Below are 23097 nucleotides of genomic sequence, written 5' to 3' on the forward strand. Positions count from 1 at the left end.
GAGGAAATTATGAGTGAAATGATACACATAGCATCGGGATTCCAGTATTCTGTGAATCTGCGTTATGACCTTAATCGTGAGGATAAAATAGAAAACTTCATTCCGACTTCGGCTGCATTGGATTTTATGGAAGACATCATGAAGTCTACCAGAGAGAATTCTACAGAACGGGCGAGAGTCTTAGTCGGGGCTTATGGTAAAGGAAAATCTCATATGGTCCTGACGATGCTGGGATTGCTGCTGAAAAAAGATTTACAGAAGTTCAAGCATTTACAGCCTAAATTATCTGAGCATAAGACTTTAGCAAAGGAGATTGACCGCTATTACAGTAGTTCGGGGAAGATTCTGCCGGTCATCATCTCAGGCAGCAGTACAAGTATTCCTCAGTCGTTCCTGACGGCTTTGGAGCAGTCCTTAAGAGATAATAATCTTTTGGATATTATGCCAGACACAAATTACAAGGCAGCGGTACAATGCATTCAAAAATGGCAGCAGGAATATCCGGATACGTATCAGGCATATACCAATATAATCGCTGATGAGCCAGAAGATTTTATAAAACGCTTGTCACAATATGATGTGCAGGCCTATGAAACTTTTGAACGTTTGTATCCACAGCTGACGGCAGGAAGTGTATTTAATCCATTCCTTGGTTTTGATATTGCAGAACTTTACAGCAGCGTAGTGCGTTCCTTGAAAGCTAAGGGGTATCAAGGAATTTATGTCGTCTATGATGAATTCAGCAAGTATCTGGAAGCGAATATTCAGGAAGCTTCTGTCAGTGATACAAAGATGCTGCAGGATTTCGCAGAGAAATGCAATCGCAGTGGTAAAGAACAGCTTCATATTTTGCTGATATCGCATAAGGAGATTGCGAATTATATCGACCGTCTGCCAAAACAAAAGACCGATGGCTGGCGCGGTGTCTCGGAACGATTCAAACACATCCATATGCGTGCAGAATACGCCCAGACGTATGAACTGATTGATAATGTCATTCAAAAAGAAGAATTATTGTGGAAATCGTTCACTAAAAAATATCATGACCAATTTACGTTGCTGATAGGGCAATACTTAAACCATCCGATATTTGCCGATTTAGATTATAACGTAGCAGCGCGTGTTATCTTGGAATCTTATCCGTTGCATCCGGTATCTGTCTTTATTCTGCCGCGCTTGTCAGAGCGTATTGCCCAGAACGAAAGAACGCTGTTTACCTTCTTATCGGCAGATGGTACTGCGACTTTGCGGGATTTTTTGCGTCGATATGGCCAGGATGATTTTCATCTTATTACGGCAGACCTTTTATTTGATTATTTCCGTCCTTTGATGGAAAAGGAAGCTTACGACGGAGAAATTCACCAGCGCTATCTGCTGGCAAAATCCATTCTGCAAAAAGTTCATGAGAATGAATTGCAGCAGAAAATTGTTAAAATCCTGGCGCTGTTTTACATGGTGGAACAGTTTGATGTGTTGCCACCGACAAGAGAAGAATTGACAAATATCCTGCGTTTTGCTTATTCGGCAGAAGCGATTGATTCTGCACTTGATGATTTAATCGAACGTCAATATGTTGTATATCTGAAACGCAGCAACGGGTATCTTTGCCTGAAACAGAGCTCGGGTGTTGATGTACAGCAGAAAATAAAAGATTTCATCGCTTCACATCAGGATATGGATATGAAGACGCTGCTCAACGGCATGAATTTTAACCGCTATCTCTATCCAGCAAGGTATAACGATGAACGAGAAATTACCCGCTTTTTTGCAGTTGAATTTATTACGGCTGAAGAAGTCAGGGAAGACGTGAATTGGCAGGTAAAAAGCGAATCGATAGCAGCAGATGGTGTCATTTATGCAGTCTTGCCAAATGAAGAGGCCGAGATTCAACAAACAGCGGATGTATTGCAAAAATCTGGTGATGAGACAAAAAGATTTGTCTTTGTGGTACCAAAGCATTATCAGCCTATTCGTGATACCTTGTTCGGTTTCTATGCAGCAGGACAGCTAAGAGATGCAGCGGGAGAAGATTATGTTCTTCGCGATGAATATAACCTGATTTATGAAGATTATTATGTCATAGTGAGGTCTTTCCTGCAGAGCTATACTCGTCCGGAAATGAAACAGGCCTATTATTATCATATGGGACAGCGTCTGCATATTCGCAGACGTGCAGAGTTATCGACATTGTTATCTAAAATCTGTGACTTTACTTACCCGATGACGCCGGTTATTAATAATGAAGTCATCAATAAAAATGAAATCACGGTAATGGCAGCTAGGAGTCGTCATAAAGTTGTAACAGCCATACTGCGTCCGATAACAGAGCCAAATTTAGGTTTGATAGGCTCAGGGCAGGATATGTCTATTATGCGCAGCACTTTGATGCGTACAGGGATTTTGACGGCAGATAATGATAAATGGCAGTGGCATAAGCATACCGGAGATGCGGAAATGGATTATACGATGGCCACTATTAGTGCATTTCTGGAGCATGCAGGTGAAAACCAGCCAGAGTCTTTTGCTGATTTGTATCATCAGTTGATGTCACCGACTGGACGTATTGGTTTGCGCAGGGGCGTTATACCGATTTTATTAGCGGTGGCAATGCGTCCATACTTGCAGTCGCTGTTGATTTATGAAAAGGATGAGCAGTTGCCGATTCAGGCTGACACGCTGGAGCAGATTAATGCTCATCCAGAAAATTATCAATTGAGAAGACTTAATTGGTCGCAGGAAAAAGAAACGTATATCGAAGATTTGGGGCAGCTCTTTAACGCATCACTGCAGGATCATGTTCAGGGCAGAGTCGATTACGATGCAACAGCACGTGCTATTATGTCCTGGTATCTTGCTCTTCCGAAATATACTAAAGAATTACAGCAAAAGCCAACAGGTGAAAAACTAGAGAAAAAAATCAGGGCATTTCGCAAGGCTGTAAGCTCAGAGCGAAGCAGCAGCAAGCTGCTTTTTGTCAAAATACCTGAAGCATGTCAGTTGACGATAAATGATGCAGGTCTTCTTATTGATGCAATAAAAAATATCAAGACCGAATTGGATAATGCGCTGGATGCGTTGGTAAATGAAATTTGTCAATTCATGATAAAAGTCTTCAGAAACGCACAGCCTGAACGAGCATCTCTTCATTCCATTTTGATGGACTGGTATGAGCAGCTGCCCTCTGCTATTGGAGAAGAAGTTTTTTCGGATGGTACAACTAGCTTCCTTAAAATTTGTCAGGGTGACCTCTTAGGTGATGTACAGCTCATTCGGCAGTTAGCCCGAGAGGTAACAGGGCTGCGTCTGGAAGATTGGTCAGATAAGACATATTCAGAATTCTGCACGAAAGTAAAACGTTATAAACAGACGGCAGACGAATTTCAGCCTGTAAATCAGAAAAATGCAGAAATAGCAGAAGAAGTGGAAGATGGATATTACTTCTCTTATCCGGAAGCCGGACAAATGGTACGCAGACATTTCGTCAAGGTGCCATATTCTCCTAGAGCTAAGCTGCTGTTGAACAACATCACGGCAGATATTGAAGCAATGGGACAGGCTATCAATCCTGAGGAAAAACGTCAAGTAGTGGCAGAAATCCTGCAAAAGCTCTTTTAAGGGAGGAAGCTATGGCATATTTTGATAATGCAGCGACAACATATCCTAAACCAGAATGTGTTTACCATGAAATGGACAGATTTTACCGCAGTCATGGTGGCAGTGCCGGCAGGGGAACCCATGAAGGAGCAAAGTCCGCAGGAATGCTGATTGCTGAGACAAGAGACCGGCTTAAATTCCTTTTTCATGCGCCGAATCATGAGGTCATCTTTACACCGACAGCTACATTGGCGTTGAATATGATTATTCAGGGAATGATTAAAGCTGGGGGTCGTAATATCTATATATCGCCATTTGAGCATAACGCAGTCACCCGGGTGCTCCATGCTTTGGCTAAAGAATACACGCTGTCTGTTCATCAACTCAAAGTCAGAGATGATCTTACTTATGATATGGAACGCATCCGTTATCAGTTTGATAAACAGGCACCAGATTTTGTTATTGTATCGCATGCAAGCAATGTTATTGGTTTGATTGCACCAGCGCCGGATATTTTCTCTTTAGCAAAAAAATATCAAGCTTGTACATTATTGGATATGTCACAGACCGCAGGACTGGTAGATATCGATATACAACGTTCTGATTGTGATTTTGCCGTTTTTGCTGGACATAAGACATTATACGGTCCTACAGGTATTTCAGGATTCCTTATGAAACCGGAGATTTCGCTACCGCCAGTTCTATTCGGGGGAACTGGTGTGGCTTCGGCAGAACAAGATATGCCGCAGAATTTGCCAGCACGTTATGAGATGGGAACAATGAATATCTCAGGCGTCGCTGGACTGCATGCAGCGTTAGGCTGGCTGCTGGAGACAGGGATTGACAATATACGCAAACGGGAACATGCAAATCGTCAGCAGCTGTTGGAAATTCTTGAAGGATATGACTTTTTACAGTTGGTTAGGGTTAATCCGGAAAGAGAGTACATTGGTGTGGTATCGGCGCTTATTGATGGAATCAGCAGTGATAGTGCGGGACCACTTTTTGATGAACATGACATTGCCATCCGGACAGGCCTGCAATGTGCACCCTTGGCACACAAGTTTTTAGGGACATTCCCCGCAGGGACACTTCGCTTTAGTATCAGTTATTTCACGACAGAAAGGGATTTTGAAGCATTGAAGTCCGTTTTGGATGAAATAGAAGAAGATATATAAGAGGTCAGATATGAGTTTACAGGATATTGCACTGAAAACAGAATATCGTTCCTTTCAGGATAATATCGCGCAGGATTTTTATATCCCCGCTTTGAAGCAGGCCGTCAGATATAAAAGGGCAGTGGGCTTTTTCTCTTCATCCATTTTGTCAATGATAACAGCAGGCTTGTATGAATTTTATCAGCACGAAGGCAAAATCGAATTGTTGGCATCGCCTAAACTTTCAAGAGAAGACATAGAAGCTATCGAACAGGGATATGCTGCAAGAGAAGCTGTTATCGAGCGATCTTTGAGGCGGGAATTATTGGATTATGAAGATTTCTGTACGCTGAATCGCTTGAACTTGCTGGCAAATCTTATTGCTGATGAACGTCTTGATATCAAGATTGTGGTGCCAAAAGGCAGAAAAGGTATTGGCATGTATCATGAGAAAGTTGGTCTGCTTGAAGATTCTTTTGGCAATATTGTGGCCTTTTCGGGATCGATGAATGAGAGCGGTAATGCGTTGGAGCAGAATTATGAATCCTTCGATGTCTTTTGTTCATGGCAAGAAGCAGATGCTGCAAGAGTCATGCAGAAATCAGCTGACTTTACTCGCTTATGGTATAATCTTGATTCCCATGCATCGGTGCAAACATTTCCTGAAGTTACATCATATCTGGTAGATAAATATCGTATAGGCCCAGTAAAACCGATAAAAGAAATTTATCCTGTATATCATCCTCAGTCAGATGAACAAATCGCAGAAACGGTTGACGATAACGAGGCTAAAGTCGAATCTCAAAAGTCAGGATTTCAAATCCCTAAGGGATTGAGGCTTTATTCCTATCAGCAGCAGGCAATTGATTCATGGCGGCAGCATGGCTATCGTGGCATCTTTGATATGGCGACAGGAACAGGTAAGACGCTGACTGGATTGGGAGCATTGGCGGTTTTATGTGAGCAGAAGCCGCGTCTGGCTGTTATTATCGTTTGTCCTTATCAGCATTTGGTTGGCCAGTGGGTTGAGGATATCGAAAAATTCAAGGTGCATCCAATTATCGGACATAGCGCATCACCACAGCATAATTATAAGGAAAGACTCAGATGGGCAGTATTCAGCTTTAACCTAGGAGCTCGAGATTTTTTCTGCTTTATTTGCACGAATGCGACATTTGCTGCTGATTGGGCACAAGCAGAATTCGCCAAACTGAAGGAACCATCAGTTTTAGTGGTAGACGAAGCACATAATTTTGGTGCTGAAAAATTGATGCAGACGCTGCAGAAGAACTATACCTATCGATTAGCACTTTCCGCAACGATGGACCGACATAATGATCCGGAGGGAACAGAGTGCCTGTATCGATTCTTTGGCGATGTATGCATTCATTATGACCTTGGACGGGCAATTCAAGAAAAAAAGCTTGTGCCGTATGACTATTATCCTGTTGTCATTTACCTCACGGAAACAGAATTGAAAAAATATCAACAGCTGACCATCGAGATAGGTAAAGGTATCTATAAAAAGAAAGGAAAAATCATTGTTACACAAAAGGCTAAAACGCTGCTGCTAAAGAGGTCGCGTATAGTTGCTGGGGCAATGAACAAAGTCGAAAAGTTGCGCGAAATGATGCTAGAATTTAAAGATAAGCATGACATGTTGATTTATTGCGGCGCAGCACAAGTCGGCATAGAAGATGAAAATTTGGATATCCGGCAAATTGATTACATCTCGCGTATGTTGAATTTTGAATTAGAAATGAGAACGGCACAGTTCACATCCAAAGAGTCTATGGACGAAAGAGCTCTGCGGATAGAAGAATTCAAGTCACATGACATACAAGCCCTAGTGGCCATTAAATGTCTTGATGAAGGCATCAATATCCCGAGTATTCGCACGGCGTTTATTCTAGCTAGTACGACAAACCCGAAAGAATATATCCAGCGACGGGGGCGTGTATTAAGGCGTTATCCAGGGAAAGAATCTGCAGTTATCTATGATTTTATTACCTTGCCACGTTCATTGGACGAAGTTCGAAATTCAGATGCAGCATTAGGGCGGCATGAACTGGCCTTGGTAAAAAATGAGCTCAACAGAATGGTAGAATTCCGTAATCTTGCTAGGAATTTTTATGTATCGGATCATTTGATTGATGAAATCAGGGATACGTACAATATTCCGATAACAGAAACTGAATTTGTTGATGAAAGAGAAGAGTGGGGGTAATCATATGGATGGACAGCAGGATTTTAAAGTTGATCAGGGTATTGTCAAACGCTTGATATTCAGGATTATCATGGATGAAAATAAAAACCTGAAATTTCCATGCAACCAAAGAACACTTGACAATAAAATGGCGGAGAAGATATACCAAACCATTGTCAACGAAGTTTCAAAGGGGTGAATGACGTGATTATTAAAAGCATGACACTGGAGAATTTCCGCCAGTTTAAAGGTGAATCTACACTGGATTTCGCCACAGATTCTCATAAAAATGTTACTGTCATTATGGGAGAAAATGGTGCAGGGAAGACGACGTTAGAACAGGCTTTTATGTGGTGCCTTTATGGAAAAAATACATTTCGGTTAAAGGAACTTATTAATCGTGAAGTACGAGATGCTATGATTAGCGGTGATGAAGAAAGAGTATCCGTGACTTTGATGATAAGCCATAATCAGAAGAATTATAAGATTGTACGTAAACAACGACTGAAAAAACAGAGTGCTCGTTTTGATAAGAATCCGGAGGAGAATTTCTGGGTATACGAGCAGAATGAAAATGGTGACTATACTCTTTTGGCTAGTACGAAGGGCGCAGCTATGATTCGTGAATTTCTGCCCGAAGAACTGTCCGGTTTTTTCTTTTTTGATGGCGAACGCTTAGAGCATATGAGCGAAGAATTATTGAACCATGGTAAGAGCAGTAATTTTAAGGGAGCTGTTCGTGGCTTAGTAGGATTAACTGCTATGATGAATGCGATAGAGCATCTCGGCAGAGAGAATTTGAAGAGAAGCGTCATTGGCATGATAAATTCAGAAATCGATGCGCAGGGTGATGTAGATGAGACAGAGCTGAGTTCGCAGATTGAGAAGCTGCAGACGGAGCGGGATAATCAGAATAATCGTCTAGAGGAGATTAAACCGGAACGCGATCGATATCAACAGGATATTGGCATATTTCGAAAAGAATTACAGGACATGCAGGATGGGATCAAGCGCCAAAATGAATATGAAAACTGCAAGGTGAAAAAGGAGCGTGAAGAAGCAGAACAAGAAAAAGCTCGTAAAAGTATATATGAATATTTTGGTAAAAATATTGGCATGTACATTTTGATACCGCTTCTCAGACGAGCATTGAATGAACTGGATGGAGCAAATAAACTGGATAAGGGTATTCCACATATCCATGCCGATACTATAAAATTCCTGCTTGAACGCGGTAAATGCATTTGCGGGACAAATTTAGTAGAACATCCGGAAGCAGTACAACATCTCAATGAATTGATATCTTCACTGCCTCCGTACAGCATTGGTAATATGATTGGTCAGTATACGGACCGTGCAAGGAGTCAAACACGTGGGGCAAGTGGGTTCGCTAGAGCTTTTCAAGAGCGCATGGCAAATTACGCACAGCATCTAACAAATATTGAAGAAGCAGAGGATCAAATGCATGATCTTGAGAAATTACTGCCTGACCAGGAGAAAGTAAAAAATCTGAATGGACGGATTGCGGAGGCAAAAGTAAATGCTAAGCGATTGAATGATGAGATATATCAGCTGGCAGGACTTGTTCAGGCAAAAGAGTCGCAAATTAAGCGGTTAGAGGCAGAACGGCTTCATTATAGACAGGCCTCTGTGAGAAATCGTAAACAATTACGGTATTTGGCTTATGCACAGGCAATTAAAGATGAGCTGGAAACGAGTTATAAGAAAAAAGAAGAGCAGGTTCGAGAGAATCTTGAAAACTGCATCAATCAGATTTTTGAAGATATCTATGATGGCGGTATACAGATTTCAGTCAGTGAGAACTATAATATTGCGACTACCGTTATTGATACCGATGCAGCAAGTGGCGATGAAATAGAAAAAAATACGGCGCAAAGTTATGCTATCATTTTTGCTTTTATTGCGGGAATCATTAAAATGGCCAAAGAGAGCAGAGAAGTAACAGGCGAAAAGATTTATCGGGAAGATGAAGGCTTCCCACTAGTCATGGACGCACCGCTTTCGGCATTTGATAAGGACAGAATCAAGAAAATCTGTACTGTCTTACCGCATATTGCTGATCAGGTTATCATTTTCATCAAGGATACTGATGGTGAGATTGCCGAAAAATACATGCAGGATATTATTGGTAAGAAATGGCTCTTAGAGCAGGAAACGAAAACTCGCTCTACTGTTGTAGAAAGGGCGTGTGTATAATGTTCGATAAAAATGTTGTTTTTACAGGGAAACATGCCGAATATCTTCGAGCATTAGCACAAGGCAGCAGTAAACCCGATCCCAATCATGATTGGCCTTTTAAAATGAATTATCAAGTCCTAATGGCTGCTCCAGTTATTGGCTTCTTGTGTCATCGTTTCAGCCCAAAGGACAATGACAAAAACATACAAGAAAATAAAATATTCGTTGAGCAGCTTATCAATAATATCGACCAGTTGGAACTCATCTATCGAACTATTGTACTTTTAGCACAGCAAGATAGTGTCTCTTTGGATGAACGAATGAATCGCGCATTCCGCTATGACCGTGATGAAGAGAAGCGTAGCAAAGGTGATGAAATTTTTAAAGGATATGTTCGTGGTGGTATAGAGATCCTTTATGAGCAGCTGATTCAAGACGCTGAAACAAAAAGTGACGATATTCATAGGTTGAAGGATTTTGTAGATCTTTGCGACCAGTTTGAGCATGAAGATGATCCAGAGTACATCTATAAATTCTGCAGGGAAGCAGGTATTTAAGGGATTGAGGGGAAAGAATCATGGAAAACAAGAACATATCCGATTTGACGGAACTCATTAAGCAGATTGAAGCTAATGAAATACTGCTACCAGATTTTCAGAGAGAATTTGTCTGGAAAGATGTCGATCAGCAAAAACAACTTATTTCATCTGTTTTGGCTCGAATGCCTGTCGGCAGTATCCTATTGCTACAGTCATCGAATCCGAAGGAATTTTCATCTAAGGCTCTAGGAAGAAAACAGCCTATCAATACAGATACACTCGGGGGTAATGTCGAATATCTGCTTGATGGTCAGCAACGTATGACCGTATTGACCAATGTTTTTTCAAATGCTATTTTTCAAGGATTGCCTTCTGTTAATGATTTGGTAGCACCTGTAGCTCTGAAGAGACGATTCTTTATTAAGCTGCCTAAATGGAAGCCTAATGGTGATAATGATATCTTCGGTTTTTACTCTTTGACTTTTCCTACAGATAACCTTGGTGAAAATCCAACATATCTATCGGGAGATATTCTACCCAATTTGGAGGTTATAGAATTTAATAAAAATGATAAAAGAGCATTTAATCCGTTTATTCCAGATGAAAAGATAAAACCAAATGACTTAGCTAAATTTTGCGTTAGTAAAGCAGATTGTTATCTCATTCCTCTTTATCTGATAGCATCGAATGATAAGAAAAATGGAAACAAGAAATCACGCATTAAAGAGCTAATTAAGGATGATTTTCTATCGGATGTTAATGACTACTATAATTCTTCGCTGCAAGAAGAACAGGAGCGACTTTTCAAAAAATATGAAGGTGATCCTGATGAGGTCGATAATTTTAAAAAGGCGATAAGCCCTACTTTTGATACATGGTGGTCTAATTTTGAATCATATTTAACAGCTTGTATTACAAAAATAATAATGAACCAAATTGTTGTTTCAGAAGCACAAAGAGGTAGAGCTATTGATATTTACGAGAACTTAAATCGTGGTGGCGTAAGCCTTAGTACATTTGATTTGATTACAGCAAAAGTAGCAGTGGTTAATTCAGAAACCCTATATCATAGACTTATTAAGCATATTGAGGAGTTATCAGAAATTGATAAATCAGTCATTCCAGAATGCATGGATACGGAAGTATCTAAACTAGTAGATTATAATGCTTCATTGACGCTGGGGTGCTATAATGAAGGAAGCAACACAATTGCTCCTAAATATTTGAATGCTTTTTTAGATATCATATCACTTCGATGCCATAATAAAAACTTTATTTCAGACGGATATAAATTAGATTATATCAAACAGGACAAAATCTTGGATCTTAAACCAGAAGAAATTGATCAAAATGTTGAGGTGACTTGCAAGGGGATTGATAGAGCATGCTTTTTTCTTCAGACTCGTTGCGGTGTACGGAAAATATCAGAAGTAAATAACCTTTTTATTCTTGTTCTATTAGCGTCTATCTTTATCAAGGATGAGTGGTTCCATGATAAAAAAGTACATAACTTATTGGAGGCTTGGTATTGGTGTGCTATTTTCAGTGGTGAATTTGATAAAGATCAAAATAAGAACTTCATCAAGAACATCCAGTTATTAGTGAAAAATTTAAGACATGAACAAGATGTTGATTGGCTGAAAGAAATGAAATCTAAAATCTTGAATGTGCAAGATTACTCTGATAAAAAACTTCTGCTCTATGAGAAAGTAGAGAATGAACATTACCCAAAAAAGAACTTAGCGGATTATATCTGTCAGTACCTTTTATCTAAAACATATCGCAGTATGTTCGATAATGAAGAGGTAATTAGTACTTTTTCAGAAAATCAGAATTCATCCGATACGTTCTTAGAAGCACATCATATAATCCCATTAGGATCGGTAAAGAAAATAGGCGAAGTGTCTAAGGATTTGCGAAAAAATCCACGTAGTGTCTATAATTCGCCACTTAATTTCATTTATATCACAAGACGTGATAATAATGCTATTTCAGATAAAAGTATCAATGAATATATCCATAAGATTACGCCAGAGGCAAAGAAAAGCCTGATGTTGACGCAATTCAAGAACGATCAGTATACAGAAGACGATGTGAAGACTTTTCTTTCAGAACGCTTTGATAACATACAGGGAGCTATATGCGAGAGAGTAGGGCAACTATTAGCTGGCATAGCTTGAGTAACGAGGAAGCTGTGAAGTTACTGCGATATGCTGCTTCGTGGACGCGGCCGTGATGTGTCTTATCGATATTGGTTTGAGGAGGACAGAAGTCCATGGCCTGTGGAAAGCGGAAAACAAATAAAAATCCACACACTTCTACGATTTAAGGTATAATAGAAATAGTGCGGGGCTTTTGTCCTGCCATCAATTGAAATACAGGGGGATTCATATATGAATATCATCGTGACCGGCGGTGCCGGCTTCATTGGCTCAAACTTCATCTACTACATGCTCAAGAAGCATCCGAGTGACCGCATCATCTGCGTCGACAAGCTGACGTATGCGGGCAATCTTGAGACGCTCGAGGCGGCGATGGAGAAGAAGAACTTCAAGTTCATCCGCGCGGACATCGCGGATCGTCAGGCTGTCTACCGCATCTTTGAGCAGGAGAAGCCGGACATTGTCGTCAACTTTGCGGCGGAGTCGCATGTCGACCGCTCCATCGAGAATCCGGAGATCTTCCTGCAGACGAATGTCATCGGCACGAGCGTGCTGCTCGACGCCTGCCGCAAGTACGGCATCGACCGCTACCATCAGGTCTCGACGGATGAGGTCTACGGCGATCTGCCGCTCGACCGTCCGGACCTGTTCTTCACGGAGGAGACGAACCTCAAGACGTCGAGCCCGTATTCGGCTTCGAAAGCCGGTGCGGACCTCTTGGTCATGGCGTATCACCGCACCTACAAGATCCCGACGACGATCTCGCGCTGCTCGAACAACTACGGCCCGTATCACTTCCCGGAGAAGCTCATCCCGCTGATGATCATCAACGCGCTGTCCGACAAGAAGTTGCCGGTCTACGGCGACGGCAAGAACGTCCGCGACTGGCTCTATGTCGAGGATCACTGCCGCGCCATCGACCTCATCCTGCAGAAGGGACGCGTCGGCGAGGTCTACAACATCGGCGGCCACAATGAGCGCGCCAACATCGACGTAGTCAAGACCATCCTCAAGGAGCTCGGCAAGCCCGAAGACCTCATCGAGCATGTCACTGACCGCAAGGGCCACGACCGCCGCTACGCCATCGACCCGACGAAGATCCACACAGAGCTCGGCTGGGAGCCGGAGACGAAGTTCGAGGACGGCATCAAGAAGACCGTCAAGTGGTACCTCGAGCACCGTGACTGGTGGATGGGCATCATCAGCGGCGACTACCAGACTTACTACGAGCGCATGTACGACAAGCGCGCCATCCTGGAGTATGCCAAGATCTGATGCGGATGAGTGCAACAAGATAGTCATCCGTTTAAAGCAGAAAGAAGGCCGAGCAAATGGACAGAGAGGTTCATTTGCTCGGCCTTCTTCTTGTATATCGATAACCTGTAGATACAAAAAAGGCCAGCCGAAGGTAGTGTCAAGATTCTTTCGCAAATTCATTTCATCCGCCAGTAAATATCGGCATCAGATGTATGGATTTTCCTCGTCAGCTGGCTGCTCAATTTCCATCTTGAATAGATGCTCCATGTCCATATAGCGTTTTGAGCCCCATTCTGAGGCGGCAACATGGCGAAGTCTGGCACAGACGAGCATCAGCGCACTGTTGCCATCAGGAAATGCACCAATGGCCCTTGTACGGCGGCGTATCTCGCGATTTACTCGTTCCGTCAAGTTATTCGTGCGGATCCGACTCCAATGCTCAGTAGGAAAATCCATGTAAGTCAAAGTTTCGCCAACGCTTTCCTCAACCTTCTTGGCTGCGGACAAGAGCTTCATTTCGCGGAGCTTGGCTGCAATGGACGCCGCCTTTTCCTGAGCTGCTTCTTTGCTCTCCTGCGCATGGATTGCTTTGAGCATCAAGGTAACCTGCTTCATCTTAGTCTTTGGCGTCACCGTGAAGACGTTCCGGTAAAAATGGACCGTGCATCGTTGGTATTTGGCCTCAGGAAAGACCACAGGGATGCTTTCCAGCATGCCCAAGCATTTATCGCCGACAATAAGGCGCACGCCCGCAAGGCCGCGGCCCTTAAGCCAGGTGAAAAAGTTCAGCCAGCTTTCTTTGTCCTCTTTCATGCCCTCTGACGCGCCGAGAATCTCACGGAATCCGTCTTTGTTGACGCCAATAGCGACCAAAACGGATACATTCTGAATCTCACCACCCCAGCAGCGCTTGAGGTAAATGCCATCGACGTAAACATACGGGTATTCGCCCGTCAAGGGGCGTTGACGCCATTCTTCGATGTGCTTATACGCCTTCTGGTTGAGGTTGCTGATGGTGCCGGAAGAGACCTTCGTGCCCCAAAGCGTTTCGGTGATGTCCTCGACACGGCGCACGGATACGCCGGCCAGGTACATCTCAATAAGGGCTTCCTCGACCGAGCATTCACGGCGTTTGTAGCGTTCGATGATGGCCGTCTCGAACTGGATGCCCTTGAGTTTGGGCACGCGCAGCTTGACTTCACCGGAAGTCGTGCCGAAATTCCGCTCGTAATGACCGGAACGGTAGCCCTTACGGTCTCCCGTTCGCTCATACTTACCAGCACGGACGAGTTCGTCCGCCTCGTGGTCGAGCAGGGCATTCAGCGTTTCTTCTACGCTGTCACGTACGAGATCCTTTAAATTATTCTTTATAAGATCCTCGTTAAGTTGTATAATGTTACCAGACATGGTCTATTGCCTCCTTACGAATTTTGTGTGGTAACTTAATTGTACTAGCGGCAATAGACTATGTCTATTTTTTATGAAATTGAATTTGCGAAATATATTTTACCTTATCCAGCCGAATCATTTAGATTCCTGCTGACCTCTGACTTCTGAATGGTGGAGACAAGGCTCACCCTCGCAAACTCCTAAAATCTCCCCTGCCTTATTTGGCAAGGCTTTTCTTTAATTTCTCAGAGGTGTACTCATTGGAGCCTATGCAGAGGTACAGGTCAACATCGATATTGTCTTTGTAGACCGTCACGGAGCGGACGAAGGTATTTATCATGGCTTTGTAGCCTTCCTCGTTGTTCGTCATTTTCCAGTTATTGATAACCGCCTTGACTTTCTCGACCGATAAAACCTCACGGCTGTACTCTTTGAGTTCTGGCAATCGCTGGCGGGCGGCTGTGGCTTTCTCCGAATTCTTTTTGATTCGGGCGATAAGTAGGTCAGAGATTTCTCCTGTCTCAAGCAGGCCCATCAGCCTGTCATTGGATTGCTCCAGCGTGGTGATTTGACTCTGCAGGGAGTGAATTTCCGCAGCAAATTCCATATTGCTTTCCTCCAGCTTGACATTGATGGAGTCAACGATGGAGCGGATGTTCCGGTTATTCAGTATCGAGTGCCGGATAACATCAATGACCTGCTTTTCCAAGGGGCGGCCTTTTATCTGCCTGCCACAGTTTGGGCACCGATAATAAAGATATTCCTTCACTTTGGTTTTTAGCTGGTGCCGGTAGCTATTGCCCTGCTTTTTTTGGTGGCACTCCCTACAGGTGATTAAGTCACTCAGCAGGTATTCAACTTTTGCCCGGACACTGCCAGGGGCCCGCTTGTGCTTATCCATGCAGGCACAGGCTCTTTTCCATGTGTCCATGTCAATGATGGCAGGGATGCCGCCCTCAATTACACAGGCATCCTCACAGTTTTTATGGCCATTGCGGGGCATATTGCGGGGGCCGCGATTCTTGCCATAGACATAGAACCCGGCATATTTCTGATTGGCAAGGATATCATGCAGGGAAGTATAACGGAACTCCCCGCCTGATTTGGTGGTATATCCCCGGCGATTGCATTCCTCGACAATATCGGGATAGCGGCTGCCATTGGTATACATATCGAAAATGAGGCGTACAGCACGCGCCTCCTGCTCGTTTATCACATAATGCCTATCTGGGCCTACATCATAGCCGAGCGGGGGCGTACCACCGTTATGGACACATTTGAGGGCGTTTTCATTTTGCCCTTTCTTGACCTCTTTGGAAAGGTTGCGGGAGAAATAAGCGGCCATCCCGACAAGCTGATTTTCCATGAGCTGACCTTCGGCGGTGGTGGTGTCAAAAGCCTGCCCTGCATATTCCACAGTAACACCGGCACGAATTAGCTGCATTTTGTTGAAGTAATAGTCATATTCATTGCGGGCGTTTCGATTGACTTTGTGGAACACAGCGACCTGAAACCCGCCCTTTTTGGCATCTTTAATCATCTGCTGATAGTCGGGCCTGCGGTCATTGGTGGCAGTGAAGGCCTCATCGATGTACTCGTGAATGATGCGGTAATTCCTATCCGCACAATGCCTCCGGCAGATACGGAGCTGGGCATCGATGGATTCTTCCCGCTGATTGTCCGATGAATAGCGGGCATAGATTACGGCATTTAGCATGGTGATTCATCTCCTTTTAGGTTGAGGCGCCTTTTGCTTTTATTGCTTCCTGTTTTTTATCTGCGGCATTGCTCGTTCAAGTTCCGCTAAATCATCTTTATCGGCTTGTATAGCTTCATCCTGACGGCGGCGCTTGTCAAATACTTCATAAGCATCGTGGGCTATTTTCACCATTTCGTCATGGGAGTGATTACCGCGATGGTCTAAAACGGCTATGCCGTGCCCTATAAGCAGATTGTCAACAGTATCGCGCCAATATTGCAGGGTAAGGTCTTTGTGCATCTTTGCCCGTAATTCAGCACTTTCAAGGAAGATAGTCACCAGCCGGTTAAGCGAGTCTATTTCATCTCCAGACAGGTAATTCTTAGCGATAATGACATCGACTTTACGGACCCTGCTACCTGACCATGAAGTTAACGCCATATTGGGTTGGTCCGGACTTATTCTTGAAATGACTAAATCGGCTGCTGTCTGGCCTGTCACCCCGTAGATTAGCTTGTTTTGAGTTTCAGCAAAGAATAATTGAGTGGCCTTGTCGGTCTTGTCGTAGTCAGAGGATAGGGCGAACAAATCACGCAATTTCTGATAAAACCGCTTTTCACTGGCGCGAATATCGCGGATACGTTCCAGGAGTTCATCGAAGTAGTCCGGCCGGCCATCCGGATTCTTTAGGCGGTCATCGTCTATAACAAAGCCCTTTTGCATATATTCCTTCAATGTGCTATTTGCCCAGCGGCGGAACTGCACACCGCGCGGGGAGCGAACACGGAAACCTACGGCAAGTATCATATCCAGACTATAGAAAGTTATGTTTCTTTTTACTTCTCGCCTGCCCTCATTTTGAACTTGTAAGAAATCCTTACAAGTTGCCGACTCGTCTAATTCGCCTTCTTTGTATATATTTTTTACGTGGAGGGCAACATTAGCGCGAGTACACTGGAATAGTTCTGCTATATCCGGCCTAGGCAGCCACACCGTGCCATCATTAGCGTATAGCTTGACGTTGGTTTTTCCGTCATCGGTATTGTAAATTATTATATTGTCCATATAACCAATCCTTTCGTATAGCCATCCTTCGGGGGCGGCTTATTTGTGCCGTTTTTGCAATAAAATGGTATAATATACCTAGATATATTGCAAAAAGTGAGGGGAAAGGTTTATTCTACGCATATTTTGTAGAATCTTTCACCAAAAGTTGTCGGCGTTATATAACCCAATATGTGTGCTATTTCATAATTTGATAAACTATTATTTGATTGTGAATATGTAACTTCAAGATTAGCACTAAAATTGTCCTTATAAAAGACTTGGTAAATATCTTTATCTATTAATATTTTCCCGCTAGGATTTTCTACAAGGCTTAAACGTATAAAATTATCAATCATTACTTGTATCTCATCAATGGAGATGTTTTCAATAGATGGTATATAATATTTAACAATAGGTATTCCAGTTTGAAAGTCACGAACAATATTGGATGGAGAAAGATTATAACCATTGACGTTAGAATATGAACTCTTCTCTTGATATCTAATTTGACATGTAGGAACATTCCTTTTTAAGAGATTACTAGATTTTAAAAGAAGTGCCTCATTTGGAGTAAGCTGCTTTATTATTTCTACAAATGATGGATGCGCATGATAAGCTTTTTGTTGGTTCATCGAATTAGCAAGTAGATTGGCATACATTGAACGTAATTCATCATCATCCGTATAAGAATTAGATAGAATAGCAGGTACTGCGATATTTTTAGCCGGTTCACATAGTTGTTCCTCTGGGATGTCAGCTATCTTTTCTTGTACAGATTCTTGAAGTTTTTGAGTATTTTTCATTTTAGCAACACAATAGTCGCCGGCAACTTCGGCAATCCAATTAATCGCACGAAATGGGAGCGCAATGGTCTTTCCAGCTTCAGACAAGCCTGGATGAATAGCATCATTATATGCGGTTGTAATGACTTCGCCAGGGATTTTTATCCCATTTGAATTGATTTCTAAATCTGACATTTATAATACAATCCTTTCTTACGGAGGTGGGAAAATGGAATTTTTACAGTATGTTGTGGACAATATTTTTGCATTCACTTTTTGTGGTACCTTTGGTATTGTGGGAGGAATTTTAGTAGCATTTATCGCTATAACCGTAATACTATATCTACTGGCATTGTTGGTAGGGGTATGTATGGTTACCCTGAGTTGTCTCGCCTGTTTGATAGTAAAGATATATTCAGTTCTTAGAAAGCTTTTTTGTCCTGCTTAAAATCCGTATCCTTTCGATAGCCGTCCATATGGGCGGCTTTTTAATACCCTCACATAAGCAGCCGTCTTCTAATCTCAGCCACGACCCCGATAATCTTCACCGGCAGCTCCTCAATCTGCTTGTGGGAGTAGAAGTGTGGCGTATAGACTGCGACATTGTGCCCGATGAGGGTAATTCCCTCGGCGGACTCCCTTACTTCCTTCGCGGTGGCATCTTCCCCATCTATCAGCACAATGGCAATCTGTCCATTTTCGGCAAAGGACTGCTGGCGGACGATTACGATATCCCCATCCATAATCGTCGGCTCCATGCTCTGGCCATCGATGCGCAGGGCGAAATACTCGTTGCCATCGTCTTTATACCGGCTATCTATATATTCATAGCTCTCAATATGCTCGTCTGCATATATCGGTTCCCCTGCGGCTACTCGGCCTAGCAGGGGGATTTTGTATGTGTATTGGTTCATGGGGATGGCGTTCGGTGGGGGAGACGTGGCAGGCGGTTCAACCAAGTCTGCCTTGCTGATATTGAAGAAATTTGCCATTAGCTCAATTTTATCTATGCGAGGATATTTTTCGGCGTTCAGCCAATCGGTCACTGTGGAATACTTAAACCCCAATCGTTGACAAAACTCTTTTCTATCAATCCCCATTATTGCCATATAACGGCGTATATTAGATGCCATAACCTGCTTGTTACCTAATGCGCTCATGGTTACACGCTCCTTTCTTATTATGTACAATTTTACGCTTTTAACGTAATATATACAATAATTTTTGCAAAAAATACGCTTTTAGGGATTAACTACCGCTTTAAACGGTGATATTATGTCTTTAGACAAGCGAGAGAGGGGGTTATGCAGATGCATATAACGCTTAAAGCGGCAAGAATAAACTTTCCTGGGCGCTATGATGCAGGCGGCTCAGTTAGGTGTAGAACCGAATACGCCGTTAGGACAGGCGTATCTCATTCCTTACCGCAATCATGGCCAGCTTGAATGTCAGTTCCAGCTCGGCTAGAAAGGTTTAATCGACCTTGCATACCGCAGCGGGGAAATCACGAGCATTTCTGCTCACGAAGTTTGCGAGAATGACGATTTCGAATATGAATTAGGCCTCGAAGAAAAGCTGAAACATAAACCGGCCCTGAAAGACAGAGGCGCAGTGATTCTCTATTATGCGGTATTCCGTACCAAGGCAGGCGGCAGCGGCTTTGCAGTAATGAGTGTGGAAGATATCAAGAACCACTCCAAGAAGTACAGCAAGGCGGCAGGCTCCAGTTACAGCCCATGGGCAACTAATTTCGATGCCATGGCCAAGAAAACAGTCATCAAGCAGGCGCTCAAATATGCCCCCATCAAGACCGAGTTTGTTCGTGCGGTGGCCAGTGATGAAACCATCAAGACCAACATTTCCGAGAGCATGACGGATGAGCCGGATGAAACGGTTATCACTGTGGATGCCGAGGAAGTTCCGGCTGATGTAGCACCTGCCAATGTTGACCCGGAAACAGGGGAGATTAAAGAGCAGGGCGCTGATGGGCAAACCAGCCTGATGTAAACACAGAATAAGCGGGCGGGGCATTTGCCCTGCTTGCTGGAAAGGAAAATACATGGCTAGACCGCAAAAAGAGGGGCTTGATTATTTCCCACTGGATACCGACATTGCGGAGGATGAAAAGATTCTATACCTGGAGGCCGAGACAGGGCTGGAAGGCTTTGCGATATATGTGAAGCTTTTATCCACCATTTACCGCAATAGTTACTACATGATGCGGACAGAAACTCAACTCAGTATCTACTCAAGGAGGTTTTTTGTAGACAAAAACACCCTTTCAACGGTAGTTTCTGTATGCAAAAACATCGGCTTATTCGACAAAAATCTGTTTGAAAAATATCAGATTTTAACCTCTCATGGTATCCAGAGCCGTTATCTGATGGCGCTTGAGCGCAGGTCGAGCATCAAAATGATTGATGAATTTTTCCTGCTGGGCAAGGAAAAAATCGTCAAAAGTAAAAAAGTCAAACTGATTTCAGCCCCTAAACAGGTTTCTGCATACAATAACCCCCACTCAACGGTAGTTTTTGTAGACAATAACCCCGCCGAAAAGGAGTTACTGCATACAGAAACACCACAAAGTAAAGTAAAGAAAAGTATTAGTAGTTGTTGTAGTTCCCCCTATAATCCCCCAGAAGAAAAAGAGCCGGGCGAAGAAACGGAATTGGCTGAGAAAGACGATGCCACTGCCAGAGTGTTTGACCTCTTTCAAGATAACATCCACCCCATCACAGGGCAGATAGAGACAGACACCCTCACAGACCTGCTCGACCACTATGGGGAGCAATGGCTGACAGAGGCTATCAGAGAAACGGCCCTAAATAACGGCCATTCTGTGAAGTATATCAAGAGCATCCTTGAAGCCTGGGAACGAAACGGATTCAAGGCAGAGAGACCGGAAAGGAGCAAGACCAATGACCGAGGACTTCAAGGCACTCGTCGAAAAAATCAACGAAAACAGGGCGAAGTCGAACATTCCGAAAGCTTCAAGCAGTTGCTCGAAAACATCGAGTACGCCGAAAACCGCCCCAAGCCGTGGGAAGTACAGCGAACTGCTGGAGAGTGAGTTTGACCTGCACGCCGATGATATAGCAGCCATTGAGGAAAAGCAGGCAGTATGCCGTGGATGTAAAGGCGTACAGTGCCAGCAGGAAGTGCAAGGCATGGTTCCTGTGGTGGCTCCTGATAATGGCCGATTCTATACCGCAATACGGATGTGCAGATGGGAGAAACAGCGCCGGGAAAACAAACGGCAGGCCCGCTTATTCAGCAGGGCAAAGGTTCCCTTCGCTTATAGTCGAGACACCTTCGACACCTACCAGCTGACCGACGATAACAGGACAGCGGTGGCGGCCGCCAAGTGGAGCCTGCAGGAAGGGAACCGAAAGGGGATTTTCTTCTACGGCTCACCGGGGTCGGGCAAAACGAAGCTTGCAGCAGTTATAGCCAACGAAAAGGCAGGCCGAGGGGAGCAGGTGCTTTTCTCCAGCGTTCCCGATTTCCTTGCCGATATTCGGGCCAGCTTTGGGAAGAATACCACGGCGGAAATGATACAGGTGGCCAGAGATGTGCCTTGCCTTATCCTCGACGACCTGGGGGCCGAGCGTATGACCTTATGGGTAGGGGAACAGCTTTTCTCCCTGCTAAACCATCGGTACAACGAGGGCTTGCAGACCATCATCACGAGCAATTATGGGCCGCAGAATATAGCCGCCCGCCTGGTATGCAGGGACGATGATGGTGCCGAGGATGATTCACAGGCCCAGCGCATTATGAGCAGGATTTATGGGATGTGCGAGCTGGTGAATTTAAGCGGCCGCGATTGGCGATTGAAGGGAGCAGAGGCGTGAAGTTAGACAAGCATGGAGAGTTTACTTTTGAGGTGCCGGGACAGCCTGCCACCAAGAAAAACAGCCCGGTACTGGTAATGGGGAGGACGGTGGTCCTTCCCAGCAAGGCATACAAGGCATATGAAAAGCAGTTCCATAAGCATCTGGAACTGCTGAGGGCGAAATGGGGAGCATTACCGCATTTCGAAGGGCCTGTTTCGCTGGAGGTCAAGTATTACCTGCAAGACCGCAGGGCCTATCCCGACCTGAACGGCCTTATCCAAGCCACGCAGGACATTCTCGCGGATGAGTATAGCCATAAGAACCACACCAAGACACTCAAACGGGAATGGATCCTTGCGGATGACCGGCTTGTTAAGTCGCTAGATGGGTGCCGGATAGCTGGCATAGACAAGGCCAATCCGAGGGCAGAAATCACCATCACGCCTTTAGAGATTAACCCAGCTGTTTTCTGTCAAGCAGATGATGCTTCGGTTTTGCAGCCGGAGCAGGAATAAGCCGCAATGATTGACTACAGAGAGGGCAGGGATTGAATTCCTTGCCCTCTTTTTGTGTATACGAAAAAGGCACCCGGTAAAAGGTGCCTTTACTTTATATCAATTAACTTATTTCTAAGCTAATTAGGAGTTAGAATGGTGGAGACAAGGAGAATCGAACTCCTGACCTCTTGCATGCCATGCAAGCGCTCTCCCAGCTGAGCTATGCCCCCGTCTTCGCGTTACCGCTAACGACAGATATTATTATAATAGACGCTGCATGTATCTGTCAAGCATTTTTTGCAGATTTTTGCAGCCCTTGCCGAAACTTTTTTCTCAGTGATGTTTCTGGTACAATGGAGTCAATGCTACATACAGGATAATCAGGAGGAGTTCATATGGCCATCAAGATCACTGGGTTCTATCAGCTGCCGCATCAGACGATGCCGGAGCTCGTCGACTTCAATGAGGTGTTCGACACTTCGTTCATGCGCAAGTACACGCGCTTCCGGACTTTCGAGAAATTCTTGCAGGGCAGCCGCTTCAAGATCGAGAACCAGAGAGACTTTGAGGCGCTGCCGGAGGAGAAGATGGACGCATGGGTCCGCAAGGCCACGAAATTCTCATCGTGGCAGGAGATGCTCGACACAGCGACGGACAAGTACGTCATGCACAAGAATATGTGAGGCACAGCGCCGGCAAGAGGATAGAAAATCAATCATAGAGCAGGAGGGAT

Annotated in this window: 17 protein-coding genes, 1 tRNA gene and 1 pseudogene; 13 read left to right on the forward strand and 6 right to left on the reverse strand. The window is 44.1% G+C overall.

Going from position 1 to position 23097, the window contains the following annotated elements; all coding sequences use genetic code 11:
* Nucleotides 1-9 precede the first annotated feature (9 nt).
* The 8 genes from QDI87_RS11055 (at nt 10) to rfbB (ending at nt 13132) form a co-directional block, all read left to right on the forward strand.
* On the forward strand, nt 10-3615 hold the full coding sequence (locus QDI87_RS11055; RefSeq protein WP_278743319.1) for a restriction endonuclease subunit S: 3606 nt from the start codon (nt 10-12) through the stop codon (nt 3613-3615).
* Between the two features lie 11 nt (nt 3616-3626).
* Nucleotides 3627-4772, forward strand: a complete 1146-nt coding sequence (locus QDI87_RS11060; protein WP_278743321.1) for an aminotransferase class V-fold PLP-dependent enzyme — start codon at nt 3627-3629, stop codon at nt 4770-4772.
* 10 nt (nt 4773-4782) lie between these two features.
* Entirely contained in the window at nt 4783-6978 is a 2196-nt protein-coding gene (locus tag QDI87_RS11065) for a DEAD/DEAH box helicase family protein (RefSeq protein WP_235269434.1), read from the forward strand.
* A gap of 4 nt (nt 6979-6982) precedes the next feature.
* On the forward strand, nt 6983-7156 hold the full coding sequence (locus tag QDI87_RS11070) for a hypothetical protein (protein WP_226868699.1): 174 nt from the start codon (nt 6983-6985) through the stop codon (nt 7154-7156).
* A gap of 5 nt (nt 7157-7161) precedes the next feature.
* A complete protein-coding gene (locus QDI87_RS11075; RefSeq protein WP_278743322.1) occupies nt 7162-9174 on the forward strand; it encodes an AAA family ATPase in 2013 nt (670 codons plus the stop codon).
* Nucleotides 9174-9713 (forward strand): hypothetical protein, encoded by a 540-nt coding sequence (locus QDI87_RS11080; RefSeq protein ID WP_278743323.1) that lies wholly within the window; start codon nt 9174-9176, stop codon nt 9711-9713. The genes QDI87_RS11075 and QDI87_RS11080 overlap by 1 nt, the downstream gene beginning before the upstream one ends.
* A 20-nt stretch (nt 9714-9733) precedes the next feature.
* Entirely contained in the window at nt 9734-11875 is a 2142-nt protein-coding gene (locus QDI87_RS11085; RefSeq protein ID WP_278743324.1) for a DUF262 domain-containing protein, read from the forward strand.
* Nucleotides 11876-12088: 213 nt separating this feature from the next.
* Nucleotides 12089-13132 carry a dTDP-glucose 4,6-dehydratase gene (rfbB, locus tag QDI87_RS11090; RefSeq protein WP_278743325.1) on the forward strand — a complete coding sequence of 348 codons (1044 nt, stop codon included), beginning with the start codon at nt 12089-12091 and terminating at the stop codon, nt 13130-13132.
* Between the two features lie 186 nt (nt 13133-13318).
* Here the strand turns inward: rfbB and QDI87_RS11095 are convergent, their stop codons facing one another.
* The 5 genes from QDI87_RS11095 to QDI87_RS11115 form a co-directional block, all read right to left on the reverse strand.
* Complete coding sequence (locus tag QDI87_RS11095) at nt 13319-14521, reverse strand: IS256 family transposase (protein ID WP_278742051.1); 1203 nt, start codon at nt 14519-14521, stop codon at nt 13319-13321.
* Nucleotides 14522-14720: 199 nt separating this feature from the next.
* Nucleotides 14721-16220, reverse strand: a complete 1500-nt coding sequence (locus tag QDI87_RS11100; RefSeq protein WP_278520705.1) for a recombinase family protein — start codon at nt 16218-16220, stop codon at nt 14721-14723.
* A gap of 39 nt (nt 16221-16259) precedes the next feature.
* Nucleotides 16260-17267: a virulence RhuM family protein gene (locus QDI87_RS11105; protein ID WP_278520702.1), complete on the reverse strand. Its 1008-nt coding sequence runs from the start codon at nt 17265-17267 to the stop codon at nt 16260-16262.
* A gap of 110 nt (nt 17268-17377) precedes the next feature.
* A complete protein-coding gene (locus tag QDI87_RS11110; RefSeq protein WP_278520700.1) occupies nt 17378-18226 on the reverse strand; it encodes a DUF4393 domain-containing protein in 849 nt (282 codons plus the stop codon).
* Nucleotides 18227-18528: 302 nt separating this feature from the next.
* Nucleotides 18529-19191, reverse strand: a complete 663-nt coding sequence (locus tag QDI87_RS11115) for a LexA family protein (RefSeq protein WP_278520698.1) — start codon at nt 19189-19191, stop codon at nt 18529-18531.
* A gap of 196 nt (nt 19192-19387) precedes the next feature.
* Between QDI87_RS11115 and QDI87_RS11120 the strand changes: the two are divergent.
* The 4 genes and pseudogenes from QDI87_RS11120 (at nt 19388) to QDI87_RS11135 (ending at nt 22382) form a co-directional block, all read left to right on the forward strand.
* Nucleotides 19388-20038, forward strand: a pseudogene (locus QDI87_RS11120) (recombinase RecT).
* Nucleotides 20039-20090: 52 nt separating this feature from the next.
* Complete coding sequence (locus QDI87_RS11125; protein ID WP_278520696.1) at nt 20091-21101, forward strand: Lin1244/Lin1753 domain-containing protein; 1011 nt, start codon at nt 20091-20093, stop codon at nt 21099-21101.
* A 97-nt stretch (nt 21102-21198) separates the two neighbouring features.
* The gene (locus QDI87_RS11130) at nt 21199-21885 is read left to right on the forward strand and encodes an ATP-binding protein (protein ID WP_278743326.1); all 687 of its coding nucleotides are present in this window, start codon (nt 21199-21201) and stop codon (nt 21883-21885) included.
* Nucleotides 21882-22382, forward strand: a complete 501-nt coding sequence (locus QDI87_RS11135; RefSeq protein WP_278520695.1) for a RusA family crossover junction endodeoxyribonuclease — start codon at nt 21882-21884, stop codon at nt 22380-22382. Before QDI87_RS11130 ends, QDI87_RS11135 begins: the two co-directional genes overlap by 4 nt.
* Before the next feature lie 136 nt (nt 22383-22518).
* Here QDI87_RS11135 and QDI87_RS11140 read toward each other — a convergent pair.
* Nucleotides 22519-22594: transfer RNA gene (locus QDI87_RS11140), tRNA-Ala, on the reverse strand.
* A gap of 165 nt (nt 22595-22759) precedes the next feature.
* On the opposite strand from QDI87_RS11140, the gene QDI87_RS11145 reads away from it, so the two are divergent.
* A complete protein-coding gene (locus tag QDI87_RS11145) occupies nt 22760-23047 on the forward strand; it encodes a hypothetical protein (protein ID WP_036378628.1) in 288 nt (95 codons plus the stop codon).
* Nucleotides 23048-23097 lie beyond the last annotated feature (50 nt).

Source organism: Mitsuokella jalaludinii, from assembly GCF_928722185.1.
GTDB classification, from domain to species: Bacteria; Bacillota; Negativicutes; order Selenomonadales; family Selenomonadaceae; genus Mitsuokella; species Mitsuokella jalaludinii.